The 18759-nt window shown below is 69.5% G+C and carries 16 protein-coding genes; 13 read left to right on the top strand and 3 right to left on the bottom strand.

Going from position 1 to position 18759, the window contains the following annotated elements; translation table 11 throughout:
- Positions 1-2: 2 nt before the first annotated feature.
- Positions 3-1067, bottom strand: coding sequence for an ABC transporter permease (locus ACIQBL_RS12265; protein WP_401939964.1), 1065 nt, complete (start codon positions 1065-1067; stop codon positions 3-5).
- Positions 1068-1161: 94 nt separating this feature from the next.
- A complete protein-coding gene (locus ACIQBL_RS12260; protein ID WP_401939961.1) occupies positions 1162-2253 on the bottom strand; it encodes a sugar ABC transporter substrate-binding protein in 1092 nt (363 codons plus the stop codon).
- Between the two features lie 553 nt (positions 2254-2806).
- On the opposite strand from ACIQBL_RS12260, the gene ACIQBL_RS12255 reads away from it, so the two are divergent.
- Complete coding sequence (locus ACIQBL_RS12255) at positions 2807-2965, top strand: hypothetical protein (RefSeq protein ID WP_401939959.1); 159 nt, start codon at positions 2807-2809, stop codon at positions 2963-2965.
- A 205-nt stretch (positions 2966-3170) separates the two neighbouring features.
- Positions 3171-3491 (top strand): hypothetical protein, encoded by a 321-nt coding sequence (locus tag ACIQBL_RS12250; protein WP_401939957.1) that lies wholly within the window; start codon positions 3171-3173, stop codon positions 3489-3491.
- Positions 3492-3692: 201 nt separating this feature from the next.
- On the opposite strand, the gene ACIQBL_RS12245 is transcribed toward ACIQBL_RS12250, so the two are convergent.
- Entirely contained in the window at positions 3693-4721 is a 1029-nt protein-coding gene (locus tag ACIQBL_RS12245; RefSeq protein WP_401939954.1) for a glycoside hydrolase family 43 protein, read from the bottom strand.
- Positions 4722-4863: 142 nt separating this feature from the next.
- On the opposite strand from ACIQBL_RS12245, the gene ACIQBL_RS12240 reads away from it, so the two are divergent.
- From ACIQBL_RS12240 to ACIQBL_RS12190, 11 genes are all read left to right on the top strand, one after another.
- Positions 4864-6681 (top strand): ABC transporter ATP-binding protein, encoded by a 1818-nt coding sequence (locus ACIQBL_RS12240; protein ID WP_401939951.1) that lies wholly within the window; start codon positions 4864-4866, stop codon positions 6679-6681.
- A gap of 320 nt (positions 6682-7001) precedes the next feature.
- Positions 7002-8528, top strand: a complete 1527-nt coding sequence (locus tag ACIQBL_RS12235; protein ID WP_401939949.1) for a glycosyl hydrolase family 28 protein — start codon at positions 7002-7004, stop codon at positions 8526-8528.
- A 230-nt stretch (positions 8529-8758) separates the two neighbouring features.
- Positions 8759-12004, top strand: a complete 3246-nt coding sequence (locus tag ACIQBL_RS12230) for an alginate lyase family protein (RefSeq protein WP_401940706.1) — start codon at positions 8759-8761, stop codon at positions 12002-12004.
- 27 nt (positions 12005-12031) lie between these two features.
- Positions 12032-13282: an alginate lyase family protein gene (locus tag ACIQBL_RS12225; protein ID WP_401939947.1), complete on the top strand. Its 1251-nt coding sequence runs from the start codon at positions 12032-12034 to the stop codon at positions 13280-13282.
- Positions 13283-13398: 116 nt separating this feature from the next.
- Positions 13399-13512 (top strand): putative leader peptide, encoded by a 114-nt coding sequence (locus ACIQBL_RS12220; RefSeq protein ID WP_401939944.1) that lies wholly within the window; start codon positions 13399-13401, stop codon positions 13510-13512.
- Between the two features lie 67 nt (positions 13513-13579).
- Positions 13580-14464 carry a glutathione S-transferase C-terminal domain-containing protein gene (locus ACIQBL_RS12215; protein ID WP_401939942.1) on the top strand — a complete coding sequence of 295 codons (885 nt, stop codon included), beginning with the start codon at positions 13580-13582 and terminating at the stop codon, positions 14462-14464.
- A gap of 405 nt (positions 14465-14869) precedes the next feature.
- On the top strand, positions 14870-15853 hold the full coding sequence (locus ACIQBL_RS12210; protein ID WP_401939939.1) for an amino acid ABC transporter permease: 984 nt from the start codon (positions 14870-14872) through the stop codon (positions 15851-15853).
- Entirely contained in the window at positions 15850-16647 is a 798-nt protein-coding gene (locus ACIQBL_RS12205) for an amino acid ABC transporter ATP-binding protein (protein ID WP_401939937.1), read from the top strand. The genes ACIQBL_RS12210 and ACIQBL_RS12205 overlap by 4 nt, the downstream gene beginning before the upstream one ends.
- Before the next feature lie 66 nt (positions 16648-16713).
- A complete protein-coding gene (locus ACIQBL_RS12200) occupies positions 16714-17742 on the top strand; it encodes an ABC transporter substrate-binding protein (RefSeq protein WP_401939935.1) in 1029 nt (342 codons plus the stop codon).
- A gap of 80 nt (positions 17743-17822) precedes the next feature.
- Positions 17823-18566 carry a GNAT family N-acetyltransferase gene (locus tag ACIQBL_RS12195; RefSeq protein ID WP_401939933.1) on the top strand — a complete coding sequence of 248 codons (744 nt, stop codon included), beginning with the start codon at positions 17823-17825 and terminating at the stop codon, positions 18564-18566.
- A gap of 47 nt (positions 18567-18613) precedes the next feature.
- Positions 18614-18703, top strand: a complete 90-nt coding sequence (locus ACIQBL_RS12190; protein WP_353963778.1) for a putative leader peptide — start codon at positions 18614-18616, stop codon at positions 18701-18703.
- Positions 18704-18759: the final 56 nt, after the last annotated feature.

Genomic DNA, 18759 nt, shown 5'->3' with positions numbered 1-18759 from the left:
GGTCAGGCCTTCTTCGCGGTGCGGGGCTTGTAGGACAGGGCGAGGCGGCGGAAGGTGTTGTTCATCAGGACGGCGGCGAGGATGAGGATGCCGAGGATCAGGCTCGCCCAGTCGGAGTTCCAGCCGGTGTAGTAGATGCCCTGGTTGACGATGGCGAAGGTCAGTGTCCCGAGGACGACGCCGATGACGGACCCGTATCCGCCGGTCAGCAGTACGCCGCCGATGACCACGGCGATGATGGAGTTGAAGACGAAGGACTGGCCGTTGGCGACCTGGGCGCCGTTGTAGAGGATCGTCTGGATCACACCGACGAGGGCCGCGCCGAAGCCGCTGGCCATGTAGAGCGCGATCTTGACCTTGTCGACCGGGATGCCGGTGGCGCGGGCGCTCTCCTTGTCCCCTCCGATGGCGAAGATCCAGTTGCCGTACTTCATTCCCTGGAGCACCACCGTGACCAGTACGGCCAGGCCGAGCCACCAGAAGATCGCCACCTCGAACTGACCGGCGATCATGTGCCCGAACAGGGCTTTCGACAGCGGGTCGGGGCTGATGGCGACGCTGGTGGTGCCGGTGGTGACGCGGGACAGGCCGAGGGTGAGACCGGCCAGCCCGGAGAGGGTGGCCAGCGTGACGACCAGGGAATGGACGTTGGTACGGGTGACGAGGATGCCGTTGATCAGGCCCGTCAGCAGTCCGAGCCCGAGGGCGCACAGGATGCCGACGAACAACGGTGCGCCCCAGTACCCGGAGACGATCGCCAGCGTCATCGAACTGCCGGCCAGAACCGAGCCGACGGACACGTCGAGCTCACCGGCGATCATCAGCAGGCCGACCGGGATGGCGATGATGCCCAGCTCCGCCGCGATGTTCAGCCAGCTCGCCGCGCCCGCCGGGGCGAGGAACTTCTCGCCTCCGAAGATGGCGAAGAAGACGAAGACGCTGAGCGTTCCGATGAGCGCGCCGACCTCGGGACGATGACGCAGCCGCCCCACGGGGCTCTCGGTCTGCTTCGGCGGGGCGACTGCGGTCTCTTTCTCGGCCGTCGCGTCGGGAAGTGAGGTTGTCATCGGAGTGGGTCACCTTCGTGGATCTCGATGTGGTGCGTGGGGAGGATCGGGGGAGAGGTGCCGGGCCCGGCCGGGCCCGACACCGGTGGGTGCGTCAGCGGACGCCGGCCTTCGTGCCGTTGATCGCCTCGGAGACGTTGTCCTTGGTGACCAGGAGAGGGCCCGTCAGGAACGGGTTCTGCGGGGGGAGAACCCCGTAGGACAGGTACTGGTTGGCGATCGAGACGACGTAGAAGCCCTGCAGATAGGGCTGTTGGTCGATGGCGAAGACCTGGGTGCCGGCCTTGATGCGGTCGAGCTGGCTCTGCGAGAGGTCGAAGGTGCCGAGCTTGACCTTGCTGACGGCGTTCGCCTGCTTGATCGCGGCGGCGGCGCTGTCGGCGTCCCCGACGCCGATCGTCACCACCGCGTCGATGCTGCTGTCCTGCAGGAGCGCGGCCTTGATCGCCTGCGAGACGGCGGAGGGGTTACCGAAGTTGGAGGAGGGCAGCGGCAGTTGCTTCGACGAGGAGCCCTTGCTGGTGGCCCCGTCCTTGATGCCCTTGCAGCGGGCCTCCTGGTTGGCGGAGCCGGGCACGGTGTTGACGCAGAGGATGTTCTTGGCGCCGTCCTCGGCGAACTTCACGCCTCCGGCCTTGCCCGCCTCGTAGTCGTCCGACCCGACGTACTTCAGGGCGCCGACCGCCTTGGCCGCATCGATGCCTCCCGCGTTGTAGGTGAGCACCGTGATGCCCTTGGCGACGGCCTGCTTGATCGCGGAGTTCTGGTTCGCGGGCACCCAGTCCGGCACGAGGATCGCCGACGGGTTCTGCGAGATGGCCGTGAGCGTCAACTTGGCGGCGTCGGGGCCGAGGTTGTCGTAGTTCTGCGGGCCGAGGTAGGTGACGGAACCACCCTGCGACTTCACCAGCTTCGCCGCGTCGTCGACCCCGCGCTTGACCGTGGACCAGAACGGGTCGTCGGACTTGCCGCCGATGACGTAGATGGAGATCTTGCCACCGCTCTTCGTGCCGGACGTGGCTCCGACCCCGGCCGACGCCGTCGCCTTGCCCGTGTCGCCGCCCGAGGCCTTGCCGCTGGCGCACCCGGTCAGTGCGGTCGCGGCTGCTGCGAGCACGCTCACCGCGCCCAGAGCTCTTCGGGACGGACGACGACCGAGCAGTCGTCGGGGCTGCTTGCGTTCCATGTGCGGGGTACTCCTTCAAGTGATTCCCGGTGGGCGTGCGCCCGGGCCGACGAGGCGGCATCCGAGGTGCACCCGGGCTTGCTCTCTGAGCCCTTGTCCTCTCGGGGCATGAGAGGCCAAGGCGTGGACTGAGGGGGGAGTCGTACGGCGTGAGCGCGGAGCGGTGCGGTTGTATACGCGGCGGGCCCACGCGAACCATGGCGACGGGTCGCCTGCCTGCACCCGCGCTGCCAACGGTGTGGCGTCGGGTGGCTGTCGTGCGGACGGCCTGTCGCCTGTTGTGGCAACGGTGATCCGGAGCAGAGGGTTGGGTGTGTCTCCGGAGTCGGAGACGCGTTGTCGAGAGCGAGCCATGCGGGTGGTATGGCGGCCCGTCATCCATAAGATCCGCATTTATTAAAGCGCTTTAAGCGGTGGGCAGAGCATGCTTGTGTTTCGAGGACGTGTCAAGGCTCTGTTCGTAATTGGGCGGCGCATCTTTAACCGGCGACGGAAGGCCGGAGCGGCTCGTGGACCTTCGCCGCGCTGCCGAGCGGGTTCGTGCGGAGGTGGGGTGAGGCTGCCCGACGCTCCCTGGACCGTGTCCCTGTTCCACGCCGGCGGGCGCGGCGGGCTCGTCAACCGGTGCTACGAACGGCGTCCCGACCGCGAGGACTTGACCCGCATCGAGCTCCAGGAGCGCGACCGCGGAGTCCGGACCCCGGCCGGTTGAACCGCGCGTGCGCGCGGACGTGCGCGCGGACGTGCACGCGGACTTCGGGCGTGCCACCCGCCGGGAAGGTTTGCCGTGACGACTCGCCTATGCCTCCTCCACGCGCACCTCGGTGCCGACGGCGCCCGGCTGTGCGGCTCGTGCACCGCTGGGGCGGTGACAGCCGGGTAGGGTCCGCGCACGCAGAGGCATCGGCGGACCGGTTGTGGCTGTCGAACACTCCACGGCTGCGCGGGGGGTCAACCCGCCGGCCGTACGGCACCCGGCGGCCGGGCGTTCCGTCGTGGCTCTCGACCCGGCCCACGGTGTGCACGGGGCCGAGGCGGACGGTATCGCGTCCGGGCTTGCCGAGGCGCGGCGCCCGCGCCGCAGTCGACCCGGCTGCCGGCGCCTTCGCACCCACCGCCCCGGCGAGCTTGTGGCCGTGCGCATCCGCTCGGTGCTCGGCACCCTCGACCGTGTCATCGCCCAGGCGTACGCGGGCGGGTTCCGCCCCCCGCGTGATCGGATTCCGCCCGCGCTGTGAGGCGTACCTGTGTCGTGGCAGCTGGCTATGGGAAATCGATTGCTCGCGGGTTGTGAGCGATGTGTCCTGCTCGGATCGTTGTCATGCTCAAGCCCCGGCGGCCGGGAAGCTCCTTGTTCTTTCGTGAGAGATATATCCCTTTTGTGTATATTTACCTTTCGCGGGCGCGTCGGATTGTGCGAGCCTCGACCCCGTGAAGGGTCAGCCGCCGCCGTCCAGGTCCGTCCGCTGCCCCAGCACCCGCAACTCCTGCCCCACCAGTTCCATCTCGTACAGCTTCCCCCGCGCGTTCTCGAACGGCCGGTGCAGGATCATCATCAGCCGGCCCTCGAACGTCCGGAACAGCATCCCGTGCCCGCTGTCCTCCCGCACCAAGGGCCGCCGCTGCTCCCAAGGGCCCTCGATCGCACCGGACTTGGAGACGGCGTAGGTCTGGACGTACCCGCCGGTGAGGGTGCCGTCCGCGCCGACCACGTTCTTCTCGTACGTCGACCACAGCATGAGCAGGGAACCGCCGGGGGCGCGGTGCAACTGCGGGCCGTCGGTGACGTAGGGCGGGAGTTGGTGCGGCACGCCGGCGGGGATCTGCTCACCTATCCAGGACGCGTCCGAGCCCTTGAACAGGAAGACGGGGTCGCCGATCGTCCCGGTCAGGTCCGGGGCCAGTCGGATCGCCTCCATCGTGCCGTCGACGGTCTGCAGCCACTCGTGCGCGTACACCATCCACGGCTGCCCGGACGGGTCGACGTACAACGTGCCGTCCAGGGTCATGAGGTGTTCGGGCGGGGTGGGGCGCGTGGGGTCGACGACCGTGAAGGGGCCCAGCAGGGATTCGGACACGGCCGTGATCGTGCCGCGCAGATGGTTCGCGAGCCGGAACGGCGTTCCCCACCGGCCGGTCGGCGGCACGGGGAGCGGACTGTCCTCGTCGTGCAGCGTGGTGAACAGGTAGTACCTGCCGCCCCATGCGTGCACCTCCGGCGCCCAACCACCGTCGCTCGCCCAGAGCTTGCTCTGTTCCGCCGCCAGAAACACCACGTCGGGGCGTGTCCAGTCGCGCAGGTCACGGCTGCGGTAGATCATCGTGCCGACGCCCTCGACGCCGGACACGGACGGGTCGTTGGACGTATAGAGGTGATAGGTGCGCGTCGCGTCGTCGGCCACGACGAACGGATCGTGCAACGGCATGTCGGGAAGCCGCATCGGCCCACTCACTGCATCGGTCGCCATGACGTCACCGTAGGGCCCGCAAACCCCGTGCGCATCACAGCTGTTGAGGGAAAAACGCTTGGACCGCGCGGGTGCCCACGCGGGACACTGCCACTTCCGGCCTGCCCTTATGCCGGGCTGCCGTCGACATCACGGGGTGGGGATGGGATCGCCTGAACCGCGCGTCGCCGGGCCGCGCAGAGGCTCGGTGTTACTCGCACTTCGTTACTACGGACGGGAGTTGGCCCGGCTCCGCCGCTGGACCGCGCCCGCCACACTGCTGCCGGCGCTGGGCAACATCGGCATCAACTACATCGCGCCGCTGATCGTCGCCAAGCTCGTCGGCAGGATCGCCGGCGACGCGGGAATCAGCGTCGGCGCGACGCTGCCGTACGTCCTCGGGTTCGCCGGAGTCCTGCTGCTCGCCGAGCTGTTGTGGCGGCTCGGGCTGCACTGCCTGAACCGGCTGGACGCCCTCGGCATCGAGCACCTGTATGTGATCGGCATGGACGAACTCTTCGCCAAGGACGCCGCGTTCTTCCACGAAAACTTCGCCGGGTCGCTCACCAAGCGGGTGTTGAGCTTCGCCTCGCGCTTCGAGGAGTTCGTCGACACGATGACGTTCCAGGTGGTGGGCAGCCTGGTGCCGCTGCTGTTCGGCTCGGTCGTGCTCTGGCGCTATCAACCCCTGCTCGTCGTGGGGCTGTTGGCGATGATCGCGTTCACCGCCCTGGTCGTGGCGCCCCTCATCCGGCGCCGCCAGGCACTCGTCGACGAGCGCGAGGAGGCCATCGCCCGGGTGTCCGGCCATGTCGCCGACAGCCTGATGAACATGGACACGGTCCGCGCGTTCGCCGCCGAGGAACGCGAGGCCGCCGAACACCGGTCCCGCGTCGCCCAGTCCCGCCGACTCACCCTCCGTTCCTGGGACTACGGCAACCTGCGCATCGACACCCTGGTCGCACCCCTGTCCGTGTTCACCAACGCGCTGGGGCTGCTGCTCGCCGTCGCGCTCGGCGGCGGAACGCACGGCGTCGAAGCGGTGGTCGTGGCCTTCACGTACTACAGCAACGCGACGCGGATCATGTTCGAGTTCAACCAGATCTACCGGCGCCTGGAAAGCTCGATGACCGAGGCCGCGCAGTTCACCGAGCTGCTGCTGGCCCCGCCGACCGTGGTCGACCCCGCCTCGCCCGAACCGCTGCTGCCCCGGCCCGCGTCCGTCCGCTTCGAGAACGTGACCTTCGCCCACGCGGGCGCGGACACCCTCTTCGACGGGCTCGAACTGACCGTGCCCAGCGGCACGAAGATCGGCCTCGTCGGCCGCTCCGGCGGCGGCAAGACCACACTCAGCCGGCTGCTGCTGCGGATGACGGACATCGACGCCGGCCGCATCCTCATCGGCGGCCAGGACATCAGCAGGCTGCGCCAGGCCGACCTGCGCAGCCTCATCGCCTACGTACCGCAGGACCCGGCGATGTTCCACCGCACCCTGCGCGAGAACATCACCTTCGCCCGGCCCGACGCCACCGAGGCCGAGGTCCGCCGGGCGGCCGAGGCGGCGCACGTCACCGAGTTCGCCGACCACCTGCCGGACGGCTTCGAGACGATGGTGGGGGAGCGCGGGATCAAGTTGTCCGGCGGACAGCGCCAACGGGTCGCGCTCGCCCGGGCGATCCTGCGCGACGCGCCGATCCTGCTGCTCGACGAGGCCACCAGCGCCCTCGACTCCGAGAGCGAGATCCTCGTCCAGGAGGCGCTGTGGCGGCTCATGGAGGGGCGCACGGCACTCGTCGTCGCACACCGGCTGAGCACCGTCGCCGGTATGGACCGGCTGGTCGTCCTCGACCGCGGCCGAATCGTCGAACAGGGCACGCACCAGCAGCTGTTGGCGGCCGAGGGCGCCTACGCGAAGCTGTGGCAGCACCAGTCCGGCGGCTTCCTCGACGACAGCCAGGAGCAGGCCGCCGACCTGCGTTGACGGCCCCAACGTCGTTCTGTTTCCCGGGACTTCGGCCCCGCCTGACGGACAACCGGTTTCTGGCCGACCGCGTTCCAGCGCCGTCCCGCCGAGGCCACCCAGTCTTTTCGAAAGTTCACCCAGGGTCTTGACGCCCTTTCCGAGCCGGAAGAGGCTCTGCCTCAACGCGCGACAACCGGTTTCTATCGGAGGCGTCGACCGACCGCACGACCCTCGCCGTCATGTCCACCTACGTCACCTGGGCCGGCATCCCGGTCGCGGGCTCGACACCGGCTGGAGCGCCCCGTAGGTGAAGGAGCCAGTCACATAAGGAGTCAGGTATGAACACGCCCCTGTCCCGTCGTACGGCCCTCCAGACCGCCGGTGCCACCGCCCTCGCCGCGGGCCTCTCCGGACTGACCGCCACCGCGGCCCACGCGAGCGGCCACGACTCCCGCCCCAAGCTGGTCACTTACCCGCGCCCGACGGCCATGCCGACCAACACCGGCTTCCAGGTGCGGGTCCGCACCGCCCCCGACGGCGCCTGGCAGACCCTCGACATCTACCGGCCGCAGTTCGAGGAGATCAACGCCAACACGGGGTCGGGCAAGGTCTACAGCTCGTCGATGGTGTACTTCGACTTCGACGGCCCGGTCGAGATCGAGGTCACCTACCTCAAGGGTGGCACCACCAAGGCCCGGGTGAGACCCGACGCGCTGGGCATCACGCCCGAACTCCTCGGCGACACCCTGCGGTTCACCCTCGACGAGCCGAAGGACGTCGTCGTACAGATCAACGACGAGACATTCGACGCCCTGCACCTCATCACCAACTCCGTGGACTGCACCCCGCCTTCGGCCGACGACCCGAACGTCCTCTACTTCGGCCCCGGCGTCCACACCGTCACCGGCAACGTCCTCACCGTCCCCAGCGGCAAGACCGTCTACCTCGCGGGCGGCGCCGTCCTGACCGCGCAGGTCTACTTCAAGGACGTGGAACGGTCCCGCCTCACCGGTCGCGGAGTGCTGTACAACAACCCCGGCGGCGCCATCCTCTGCGAGGGCAGCGAGAACATCCGGGTCGAGGACGTGATCATCCTCAACCCGGCCGGATACGCGGGCACGTTCGCCGAGAGCAGGAACGTCCGCGTCACCAAGGCGCGCGCGTTCAGTTCGCGGGGCAACGGCGACGGCTTCGACGTCTTCTCCTCGACCGGGATCACCTTCGACGGCTGCTTCATGCGCAACTCCGACGACTGCATCGCCATTTACTGCCACCGCTGGAACTACTACGGCGACACCCGTGACATCACCGTCAAGAACTGCACCCTGTGGGCCGACGTAGCCCACCCGATCAACGTCGGCACGCACGGCAACACCGACGCGCCCGAGTCCATCGAGAACCTCGTCATCGAGAACATCGACATCCTCGACCACCGCGAACCCCAGATGAACTACCAGGGCTGCATCGCCCTCAACCCCGGCGACTCCAACCTGATCAAGAACGTCCGCATCGAGGACGTACGGATCGAGGACTTCCGCTGGGGCCAGGTCATTTGCATGAAGGTCATGTTCAACACGAAGTACAACACCTCGGTGGGGCGCGGTATCGAGGACGTGTACGTCAAGAACCTCAGCTACACGGGCACGCGCGCCAACCCGTCGCTCCTCCTCGGCTACGACGCCGAACACGCCATCAACAACGTCACGTTCGAGAACCTGGTGATCAACGGGGTCGTCGTCGCCGACTCGATGAAGAAGCCGACCTGGTACTACACCACCGACGAGATCCAGTGGTTCTCCAACGAGCACGTCACCAACCTGAAGTTCCTCACGACCGCCGAGGCCGAGGCGGCAGCCGCGTCATGACGAGCCCTGCATCGCGCTCCGCTGGAGGTTCGGGGAGGGGGCGTCGGTCGGCTGCGGCGCCGTCGGGGCTGGTCGCGCCCCGCGGCGGAGCCGCTCATGAATACAGCCCCGCGCCCCTCTGGGGCGCTGCTGCCGAGCCGCAGTCGATTGCGTCGGGTTCGCTCAGCCGCCGGAGTTTCCTCGGCGCCGCCGCGGTCCTGCTGCCGGCCTCGGGCGCGAGCGGGCTGCTCGTGCCCGGCCGGGCAGCGGCGGCCCCGGACGGCACGGCGGTGGCCTTCACCCACCCCGGCCTCCTGCACACCGCCGCCGACCTCGCCCGCATGAAAGCTGCGGTCACCGCCAGGCAATCCCCGGTCTACGACGGCTACTTGGCGCTCGCCGCCCACGCCCGCTCCTCCTCCTCGTACACCGTGCAGAACACGGGGCAGATCACCACTTGGGGCCGCGGCCCCGCCAACTACCAGAACCAGGCCGTCGCCGACTCGGCCGCCGCCTACCAGAACGCCCTCGTCTGGTCCGTCACCGGGGACACCGCACACGCCGACAAGGCCCGCGACATCCTCAACGTCTGGTCCGCCTCGCTCACCGCGGTCACCGGAGCCGACGGCCCCCTCGGCGCGGGCCTCCAGGCCTTCAAGTTCGCCAACGCCGCCGAACTCCTCCGCCACACCGGCTACGACGGCTGGACCGCCGCCGACATCGCCCGCTGCGAGGAGTCCTTCCTCCGCGTCTGGTACCCGGCCCTGTCCTGCTACGCCCTCTACGCCAACGGCAACTGGGACCTGACGTCCCTTCAATCCCTGCTGGCCATCGGGGTGTTCTGCGAGGAACCGGCCCTCTTCCACGACGCGCTCCGCTTCGCCGCGGCCGGCGCCGGCAACGGCGGCGTCCTCCACCGCATCGTCACCGACGCCGGGCAGGGCCAGGAGAGCGGCCGGGACCAGGGCCACGAACAACTCGCGGTCGGCCTGCTCGCGGACGCCGCGCAGGTCGCGTGGAACCAGGGCGTCGACCTCTGGGGCTTCGACGACAACCGCATCCTCGCCAACGTCGAGTACGCCGCCCGCTACAACCTCGGCGGCGACGTCCCCTTCGTCCCCGACCTCGACCGCACCGGCAAGTACGTCAAGCAGACGGTCTCGGCCACCTCGCGCGGCACCCTGCCGCCCCTCTACGAGATGGCGTACGCGCACTACGCGGGCGTGCGCGGCCTCGACACCCCGTACACGAAGAACGCCGTCTTCCGCGGCACCGGCGGCGCCCGGGTCGTCGAGGGCGGCAACGACGACCTGCCGAGCTGGGGCACCTTCGCCTACGCCGGTGCCACGATGCCCTCGCCGGCCGTGCCGACACCGCCGGCCGGTGTCACCGCGATGGGCAACGACCGCTCTGTGAAGGTGACTTGGCTGCCGTCGACCTGGGCCGACTCCTACACGGTCCTGCGGGCGACGGATGCGGCCGGCCGCTACGAGACGATCGCGTCCGGGGTCGGGCAGCCGGCGTACACGGACCGGAACGTGCGGGCAGGACGGACGTACTACTACACGGTCAAGGCCTCCAACACCCTTGGGGAGAGCGGCAGTTCGATGTGGGCGGCGGCCTCCGCCGGTCTCCCGGGGCCCTGGGCGACCCACGACGTCGGGGACGTGAAGATCCCCGGTTCCGCCGCCTTCGACGGTGAACGCTTCGTCCTGGAGGCGAGCGGTACCGCCGACACCTACCGTCTCGTCCACCTCCCGCTGCGCGGCGACGGCACGGTCACCGCGCGGATCGTGTGGCCGCTCAGCTCGCAGTACTCCAAGATCGGCGTGACCGTCCGGGCCTCCCTCGACGCGGACGCGGCGCACGCCTCGATGCTGGTCCAGGGGCTGCCGCTGCACACCTGGAGCGGGGTGTGGACGGTACGGCCGACGGCGGGTGCCGATGTCTCCGCGACCGGCAGCACGCCCGTACCGCCCTCGCAGCAGCAGGCGATCACGGTGAACGCCGCTTTCCCGCTCTCCAGCCTCGGTTCGCTGCCCGAGTCGGCGACCCCGTTGGAGGCGCCGTACGTCGAGGGCGCGGGCGACGGCTGTCGGCTGCGGGAGCCGTACTGGGTGCGCGTGACCCGCAAGGGCTCACGCTGCACCGGCGCCATCTCACCGGACGGCGTTCACTGGACCGAAGGAGGCGGCTCCGACGTCGAGTTGGGACGCGTCGCGTATGCGGGCCTCGCCCTCACCTCCTGCCTCGGCGTCGACGAGGCCTACGCCGGGACCGGCACCGGCGCCTTCGACAACGTCAGCGTGATCTCCTCGTCCGGCGCGGTCTGGTGCGTGCCCCGCCCCGCTCGCGCCGCCACCGACCTGCGGGCCGTCACCGGCGCCGACGCCGTCGAGCTGTCCTGGACCGACCCGGACCTGTCCGCCCGCTTTGCCGTGCTGCGCGCCTCCCGTGCCGACGGACCGTTCACGTCCCTTGCCACCGGCGTCGGCCCGGTCGGCTTCGGCACCCGTGTCCGGTACGCGGACGCGACGGGGACGCCGGGATCGACGTACCACTACACGGTCGTGAAGACCAACGCCGGTGGCCACGGCCCGCGTTCAGCGCAAGCGCCGGCCGTGATGCCGACCCCGGCGCAGCCCCGACTCACCTCCGCCACTGCCGCGTTCACGAACCAGGGTGCCGCTTTCCGGCATCTGCTGCGGGCCTCGCACGAGCCCGTACGGTTCACCGCCGACGGTCTGCCCGGTGGCCTCCGTGTCGACCGGCGCACCGGTCTGATCTCCGGAACCCCCACGCAGACAGGGGAGTTCACGGTCACGACCACCGCCGCCAACGCCTCGGGGACCACCGCCGGCACCCTCGCCCTCACGGTCGGTACCGGGCCGCCCGCCCCGTGGACCTACGGCGATCTCGGCGACACCGTGCTCGACGACCGTGTCTTCGGGACGCTGGGCGTGGTGGCGATCGCCACGCCGGGCAGCACGTCGTACGACGGCGGGACCTTCACCGTGCGGGGCGCGGGCGTCGATCTGAACGCCAACGGCCAAGGAATGACAGGGCAGTTCGTGCGGCGGCCCGTCAGCGGTGACGGTGCGGTCGTCGCCCGGCTCGTCTCCCGGACCGGTGTCACGGCCGACCGGGTGGGGCTGCTCATGGCGAAGTCGCTGTCGCCGTTCGACCAGGCGGCCGGTGTCATCGTCACCGGCGGGACCACCGCTCAGCTCATGCTCCGCAGGACCGTGGCCGGTGCCTCCGCCTTCACCGGCGGCGCTGCCGTCACCCTCCCCGCCCTGCTGCGGCTGAAGCGGGCCGGGACCGCCTTCAGCGCGGCGCTGTCCACCGATGACGGCGTCACCTGGACCCCCCTCGCCGACGGAGAGATCCCCGGCTTCGGTGACGCCCCTTACTACGTCGGCCTGGTGGTCTGCTCGCGCAGCCAACCGGTCCGCTGCACCGCCGAGTTCGACGAGGTGAGCATCACGCCCACCTGATCCTCCAGGGATTGGAGATGCACAGCGATGAGCCGCACTTCCCCCCACGAGCACCTCCACAGAACCGAGTTGAGCCGCCGCGGTCTGTTGAGGACCGCCGGCGGTCTCACCGCCGCCGTCGCCCTCGGCGGCGCCACGGCGGCCACCGCCGCGCACGCGGCCCCGGCCGCCTTCACCCACCCCGGCATGCTGCACAACGCCGGTGACATCAACCGGGCCAAGGTCAGTGTCGCGGCGGGAACCGACCCCTGGCTGTCCGGCTGGAACAGACTGACCGCCAACTCCCATGCGCAGTCGACCTGGACGAACCGGGCCACGGCGACGATCATCCGAGGCGGCGACGGCCAGAACTACGGCCTGCTCTACAACGACATCGCCGCCGCCTACCAGAACGCCCTGCGCTGGAAGGTCGGCGGCACCTTGGCGAACGCCGTGTGCGCCGCGAACATCCTCAACGCCTGGTCGTCCACGCTGACTTCGGTCACCGGCAACGCCGACCGGTTCCTCGCGGCCGGTCTCTACGGCTGGCAGTTCGCCAACGCGTGTGAACTGATGCGGGATTACAGCGGCTTCGATCTGGGCGCCGCCCAGGAGCTGCTGGCGAACGTCTTCTACCCGCTCAACAACAGTTTCCTCACCCACCACAACGACGCCTGCATCACCAACTACTGGGCCAACTGGGACCTGTGCGCCATGGCGTCGATCCTGGCCATCGGGATCCTCAACGAGGACAGCGCCAAGTACGACCAGGCCGTCACCTACTTCACGTCGGGTGCGGGCAACGGCTCGATCGCGCACGCCGTGCCGTACCTCTCCACCGACTCCGACGGCTACGCGCTCGGCCAGTGGCAGGAGTCCGGCCGTGACCAGGGCCACACCGTCCTGGGCATGGGGCAGATGGGCGCGATCTGCGAGATGGCCTGGAACCAGGGCGACGACCTGTACTCGTACGACAGCCGCCGCTTCATGAAGGCCGCCCAGTACGTCGCGAAGTACAACAGTGGCGACGACGTGCCGTTCACCACCTACACCTGGGGCACCGGGCAGAGCTGCGCCCAGTCGTCCCAGACGGTGATCTCCTCGGCCTCGCGGGGCCAGATCCGGCCGGTGTGGGCGATGCTCCACTTCCACTACAACCGGCGCCTCGGCCTCGACGACAAGTACATCTCGGCCATGTACGACGACCTCGTCGCGCCCGAGGGCGGGGGAGGTGACTACGGCTCCGACAGCGGCGGCTACGACCAGCTCGGTTTCGGCACCCTGATGTACGCGAAGTAGCGGACCGGCATGTCCACGGGTCGGGCATCGGTATCCGACCCGTGGACGCCCTCTTGACCCCGGGCGACGGTGGATCGACACTCCAGTAGGGAATCCTAGTGAACAGGTAGGGAAACATGGGGCGCCTTGAGCCGGTCACCACCAGCCGAGTGGACCGTTCGCCCCTTCTGACCTCCCGCCGTCACATCGATCTGCTGCGGGTCTGCAGCGCGATCAGCCCTCTGCGCTGAGCCCCGTCCTCCGCACGACGACGCTTCCGCCGCGCGTACGTCCACGCGCCCGCACCCGGGGAGTCCCATGTCCATCACGCCTCTCGCCGCCGTCCCCTCGCCCCGGTCCGCCCCCCTGTTCCGGGGCCGGATCGGCAGCGACGCGCGCAGCGGGCACTACGCCGTGCCGCGCCGCTACCGCGTGCATCTGTCCACCGCCTGCGCCGACGGCCTGCGCATCGCCGTCACCCACAGCCTGCTCGGCCTCGACGAGAGCTGTCCGGCCGTGTTCCTGTCCGCCGTGCCGGACTGTCCAAGTGGTGGACACTCCGCGCTGCGCCCGCTCTACGAGGCGAGCGCGCATCGCTACTCGGGACCGGCCGCCGCGCCGGTGCTCAGCGACGACTGGTCCGGCCGGATCGTCAGCACCCACGCCCCCGACATCACGCGTGACCTCGCCCGGCACTTCGGCGAGGGCGGACCCCAGCTGTACCCGTGCGGCGCCGAGTCGGAGATCGAGGCCGTCGAGCGGCTCTGCGCGCAGGGCATCGAGGGCGCGGCACAGCGCGCCGGTGCGGCCGGTGTCGACCAGGAGGAGCGCGACGAGGCGCTCGGCCGGCTGCTGGAGACACTGGGCTCGCTCGACCGGTGGCTGGACGGCCGCGAGCACCTGATCCGCGACGAACTCACCGCCGCCGACGTCGAGTTGTGGGTGTCGCTGGTCCAACTCGACACCGTGCACCGCAACCACCTGGACGCCGCCGCCGTGCAGCGCATCGCCGACCACCCCCACCTGTGGGCCTACGCGCGCCGCCTGGCCGCGCACCCGGCCTTCGGCGCCCACCTCGACCTCGACGGCATCGCCCGCCGCCACCACGCCCGTTGCAGGGGCCTGGAGGCCGCCGGCGCCGCTGTCCAGATCCTGGACTGGGCAGCCCACGCGGCAGACGAAAAGGGAGCTTGCCGCAGCTGAGCGCGTTGTCGGGCCGTCCAACTGGTGGACGGTCGTTGACTTTCGAACAAACACCTGACTTACTACCGCTTCAGTGAGCACGAGGCCCGTCGGGGCCGGAATGGCAACGGTGACGGACATGTACGCAGCTTCGAGGACGGCGGCACGCCGCTTCCACGGCTGCGTACCGCCGTTCGTGAGCCCGCTCGTCGCCGACCGCGCCGTGGATCTGCTCCGCGTGAGCAGCGCACTGTGTACCGCACCGGGCTGCGCCCGCTGTCGAGGCTGACGACTTCCTCCAAGAGCTTCTGAAGCTCTTTCTGTTGGTTCTTCCAGCCCCCGGTCCGTGCGTTCCTCGCCGTGAGCGTCTCTTCCGTCACGCCCAGGTGCCGTGGTCCGGGGTTCCCCCTCCCGCCGGAGCCCCTCATGAGTGAACCCCCTGGCGCCGCCGTGTCCCTCGCCGAGGCACCGCCGCCCGCCGACACATCGTCAAAACCCCTCACCGCACAGCGAGTTCAGCCGCTGCGCCGACCCGGCCGGTGGATCGTCACGATGGTCGTGCTGGTACTGGTCGCCCAGTTCATCCACGGACTGGCGACCAACCCCTTCTACCAGTGGAGCCGCTTCGGCTACTGGTTCCTGCGCCCGACGATCCTCGACGGACTCGCCATCACCCTCGAAGTGGCGGCGCTCAGCGCGGTGTTGGGCCTCCTCGGCGGCATCCTGCTCGCCCTGGCCCGGCTCTCGAAGAGCCCCGTGCTGCGCGCGACGAGCTGGACCTATGTGTGGGCACTGCGCTCGATCCCGCTCATCGTGGTGCTGATCTTCCTCTACAACTTCAGCGCCCTGTACCAGACCCTCAGCATCGGCGTCCCCTTCGGCCCCGCCTTCTTCTCCTTCGACGAGTCGAAGCTCGCCACCGACATGGCCGTCGCCGTCGTCGGCCTCAGCCTCAACGAGGCGGCGTACGCGGCCGAAGTGGTCCGCGGCGGCATCCTCTCCGTCGACCAGGGCCAGCACGAGGCGGCCTCCGCCCTGGGCCTGCCGAAGAGCTACCAGTTCCGCAGGATCGTCTTCCCGCAGGCGCTGCGCTCCATCACCCCGAACTACGTCAACCAGCTGATCGGCCTGATCAAGAGCACCTCACTGGTCTTCTACGTCTCGCTGCTCGACCTCTTCGGCTCCGCGCAGACCATGGGCTCCACCTACCCCGGCGACATCGTGCCGCTGCTCCTGGTCGTCACCGTCTGGTACCTGATCCTCACCAGCGTCGTGTCCGTCATCCAGTTCTACGTCGAACGGCACTACGCCCGGGGCGCCACCCGCTCCCTGCCGCCGACCCCGATCCAGAAACTCCGCACCGGTGTCACCGATCTGCGGGCCCGCATCCGCAGGGAGGCCGCCGTATGACCACGCACACGATCGAACCGCTGGCGGACATCACGCCCGCCGCCGTGGAGGTGCACGACGTCCACAAGTGGTACGGCGCCCACCGGGTCCTGGACGGCGTCGACTTGACCGTGCGGCCCGGCGAGGTCACCGTGATCCTCGGGCCGTCCGGCTCCGGCAAGTCCACGCTGCTGCGGGTCATCAACCACCTGGAGAAGCCCGAGATCGGCTACGTCAGCGTCAACGGCGAGCTGATCGGGGTGAGGCAACAGGGCGGTCGGCTCAAGGAGTTGAGCGAGCGGGCCATCCTCGCCCAGCGCAGCCGGATCGGGTTCGTCTTCCAGAACTTCAACCTGTTCCCGCACCTGACCGTCCTCGACAACGTGGCCGCGGCACCCGTCGCCACCGGGAGGCTCGGCAAGCCCGAAGCCCTGGAGCTGGCCCGGGAGTTGCTCGGCCGTGTCGGTCTCGCCGAGAAGACCGGCGCCTACCCGAGGCAGCTGTCCGGCGGCCAGCAGCAGCGCGTCGCCATCGCCAGGGCGCTCGCCCTGCGCCCCGGCGTCATCCTCTTCGACGAGCCGACCTCCGCCCTCGACCCCGAACTCGTCGGCGAAGTCCTCTCCGTCATCAAGGACTTGGCGACCAGCGGCACCACCCTCGTCATCGTCACCCACGAGATCGGCTTCGCCCGCGAGGTCGCCGACCGGGTCGTCTTCATCGACGGCGGAAAGATCGTCGAGCAGGGTCCGCCCCACGAGGTCCTCGACAAGCCACAGCACGAACGGACCAGGGACTTCCTCAGCAAGGTCCTCTGAGCCGCACCCGCACTTCCACCTTCACTGCCCCTTTCACCAGCCCGAACACCGAGCCTAGGAACAGCCATGCCCACTCTCAGCCTTCGCAGCAGACTCACCCGCGGACTCACCGCCGGAACCGTCCTCGCTTCCCTCGCCGGCGGGCTCGCGGCCTGCGGCGGCGACAGTGACGCGGCCACCACGACCGGCAACGCAGCCTCCGGCACGGTCACCGTGGGCGCTCTCTCCCTCGGCGCCGCCAAGGAGGCGACGCTCAAGGTCGCCGAAGTGAAGTCGATCAGCGCCGAGTTGCCCAAGTCCATAGCGAAGAGCGGCACGTTGGAGATCGGCGTCGGCTTCCTGCCCGCCGGCTCCCCGCCCCTCGGCTACGTCGGCTCGGACCAGAAGACCCTCACCGGTTCCGAGACCGACATCGCCCGCCTGGTCGCCGCCGTCCTCGGCCTCAAGCCGGAGCTGAAGAACTCGACTTGGGAGAACCTCTTCATCGGCCTGGACAGCGGCAAGGTCGATGTGGCCTTCTCCAACGTCACCGACACCGAGGAGCGCAAGGCGAAGTACGAGTTCGCCTCCTACCGCGAGGACAACCTCGGCTTCGCGGTGAAGGCGAGCAACACCTGGAACTTCGACGGCAGTTACGAGAACCTCGCCGGCAAGACCGTCGCCGTGGGCGCGGGCACCAACCAGGAGCGGATCCTCCTGGAGTGGAAGAAGAAGCTGGCCGCCGAAGGCAAGAAGGCGCTCACCGTCAAGTACTTCCAGGACAACAACAGCACCTATCTCGCGCTGGCCTCCGGGAAGATCGACGCCTACCTCGCCCCGAACCCCTCGGTCGCCTACCAGGTCTCCTCGACCAAGGGCACGGCGAAGGCGGTCCGCAACGCGGGCACCTACTCCGGCGCGGGATCCTCCCTCCAGGGCCTGATCGCCGCCACCGCGAAGAAGAACAGCGGCCTCGCCAAGCCCCTCGCGGACGCCATCAACTACCTGATCAAGAACGGGCAGTACGCCAAGTGGCTGGCCGCCTGGAACCTCTCCAACGAGGCCGTCGCCAAGTCCGAGGTCAACCCGCCCGGACTGCCGCTCAGCGACTCCTGACCCACCCTCTCGGCAAGGGGACCCCGCCGCGTCCCGGCGGGGTCCCCGACCCGTGCGACCAGTACCGGAGCCGTCAGCCGATGTCTTCCACCGCCAATATCGAAACCACCACATCCACGTCCCACGTTCTGGACAACCCGGCCTGGGCCGCGCTCACCGGCCCGCACGCCCACTTCGCCGAGCGCGTCGGCCGCGCCGCCCGCTACCCCGTGGACGTGGCCGGCTTCCACGCCGTCACCGACCACGACGACCCGCGCGCCTGGGTGGACCTGGCCACTCTCGTCGGCCCCGGCGGCACCGCCGCGGTGCGCGGTGTGAGCGAGCCCCCGGACGGCTGGGAGATCGTCCGCTCCGGACAGGGTGTCCAACTCGTGGACACCGGGCTGCGGGCCGAACCCGACCCCGAGGCCGTACGCCTCGGCCCCGCCGACGTACCCGAGATCCTCGACCTGGTCGCCCGCACCGAACCCGGTCCCTACCTGCCCCGCACGGTCGAACTGGGCACCTACCTCGGCATCCGCCACGGCGGCCGGCTCGTCGCCCTGGCCGGCGAACGCCTCCACCCGCCCGGCTGGACCGAGATCAGCGCCGTCTGCACCGACCCCGACCACCGCGGCCGGGGCCTGGCCACCCGCCTGGTCCGCGCGATCGCCGCCGGCATCAAGGAGCGCGGCGAGCACCCCTTCCTGCACGCGGCGGCGAACAACACCAACGCGATCCGGCTGTACGAGTCGATCGGCTTCACCCTGCGCGCCCGTACGGCCTTCTCGCTCCTACGGTTCACCGGGCCGATCGCCACCGCCGATCCGGAAGAAACGGCATAGCCGTGCGGTTGCCCCTAACGAAGCCGGAATCCGTGGAGGTGGAGGACATGTGTGGCGCCGCTGTCCTTCACGTGCGACTTACCACGCGGCAGCACATAGACCTGCTGCGTGTCGCCGGCGCGCTCTGTCGCCCCTGACCCCGTTGCCCCAGCCGCCGTGCGCCCGCTTCCAAGGGCCGGCGATCTCGTACGGA

The sequence above is a fragment of the Streptomyces sp. NPDC088350 genome (genome assembly GCF_044753545.1).
Taxonomy (GTDB): domain Bacteria; phylum Actinomycetota; class Actinomycetes; order Streptomycetales; family Streptomycetaceae; genus Streptomyces.
The sequence above is the reverse complement of the archived record's forward strand: the minus strand, read 5'-3'. Positions and strand labels throughout refer to the sequence as shown.